Raw genomic sequence first — 1,583 nt, 5'->3', positions numbered from 1 at the left:
ACCTATAACAGGCCCATGATAGCAAGGGATGGCAATAAAGAAAAATAACTGACCAGTAGAAAACTGTAAAAAAACTATCAATTAATATTTAATTATAAAGGAATATAAATATGCCAAATGTAGCCGTGCTAACAAATGATTTGCAATATGAGTTTACGTATAAAATCACCCGATCGGCTCAGGAATTAGAACAAAAACTAACAGCATTTAATCAATTTCTTGATGGTGTCAGAAACCAAAACCAGGCCGTCATCCATTTGCAGTTAATAAACGATCCCGACGACCCCGCAGTACAGCGCCGCTATAAAAATCGCGCTGCGGGTATTCCAGCTTTGGCCGGGCGGCCAGAAAACCAAATAATCGACAGTATTTACCACCCTTCTGACCTCATCGTAGTAAAAGGGAGAGACAGTGGTTTCTTTAACAATAACCTCGATGAAACGCTGCAAAATCTGGGCATCAAAACGGTTATCGTGACCGGTTTGCAAACGCACGTCTGCGTTCAGACCACCGCTGCAGATGCTTTTTTCCGCGGATACAATGTGTGGGTGCCAGAGGACTGCGTTTTTGCCCCTTCCACAGATGACACCACTCGCGCCTTAGAGTGGCTTGCCAACTATTGCGCAACCGTTGCCCCTTCAACTGAGATTTTATCGCTGTTGGCAAAACATAGCGATCTTCCTGAGCGCAATGAAGGGAAATCCGCATGAAAAATCCATTAATACAGGAACTGGAACCGACAGATACCGTTGTTCTGGACCATGGGACAGGCGCTCGCCTTAGTCGAGAACTTGTCGAACTAATTGCGGAAATTCTCGGCGATACCTATCTGGGTACCATGGAAGACAGCGCCTTACTCGACCTACCGTCGCGACAAATTGCATTTACTACCGACTCTTTCGTTGTTACACCACTGATCTTTGGTAATGGGGATATCGGTAAAATTGCGGTATGCGGTACCGTCAACGATCTTGCTGTGAGTGGTGCACGTCCGCTGTATCTGACGCTGAGTCTTATTATTGAGGACGGCATGCCCAAATCCGAACTCGTCACTGTTATTGAATCGGTCCGCGATACTGCTATTGCGGCAGACGTCAAAATCGTTGCCGGGGACACCAAAGTTGTTGGGAAGGGAGAAGCCGATCGTCTGTTCATTAACACGGCTGGCTTGGGGGTTCTTGAACAGTCCCCTGTTTCAATTAAAAACGTTCGTCCTGGGCAAAAAATAATACTGAGTGGCTATATTGGAAATCACTCTATCCACCTGCTATCCCTGCGAGAAGGACTAGGATTTGAACGAAATATCCTCAGCGACTGCGCCCCACTCAACATGATGATTCGCCAACTTCTCGATACCGTTCCTGCCGGAAAAATTACCTCAATGAGGGATGTAACTCGCGGTGGCCTCTCTGCAGTGCTTCATGAATATGCGCGTGCAACAAAACATGAAATGCGTTGCGAGCGACAATCTTTGCCGATCCAGCCTGAAACAGCGATGGCGGCAAATATGCTGGGCGTCGATGTCATCAATCTTGCTAACGAGGGATGCCTTTGCTTGTTTGTAGAATCGGATAGTGCAGAAG

2 protein-coding genes are annotated in these 1,583 nt (G+C 46.7%); both read left to right on the top strand.

Going from position 1 to position 1,583, the window contains the following annotated elements:
- Window positions 1–110 precede the first annotated feature (110 nt).
- Window positions 111–710 carry a cysteine hydrolase gene (locus tag KQJ19_RS23505; protein ID WP_047501958.1) on the top strand — a complete coding sequence of 200 codons (600 nt, stop codon included), beginning with the start codon at window positions 111–113 and terminating at the stop codon, window positions 708–710.
- The coding region (gene hypE / locus KQJ19_RS23500) for a hydrogenase expression/formation protein HypE (RefSeq protein ID WP_216404271.1) at window positions 707–1,583 on the top strand (877 nt) is incomplete at its 3' end. The genes KQJ19_RS23505 and hypE, both read left to right, overlap by 4 nt.

Source organism: Citrobacter sp. S46_ASV_140 (assembly GCF_018919545.1).
Taxonomy (GTDB): Bacteria; Pseudomonadota; Gammaproteobacteria; order Enterobacterales; family Enterobacteriaceae; genus Citrobacter; species Citrobacter braakii.
Note: the sequence above shows the minus strand (reverse complement) of the source record. Positions and strands in the feature narration are given on the sequence as shown.

Coding starts and splice junctions, on each gene's coding strand:
- KQJ19_RS23505 (WP_047501958.1), top strand. CDS start 111: ATGCCAAATGTAGCCGTGCTAACAAATGATTTGCAATATGAGTTTACG.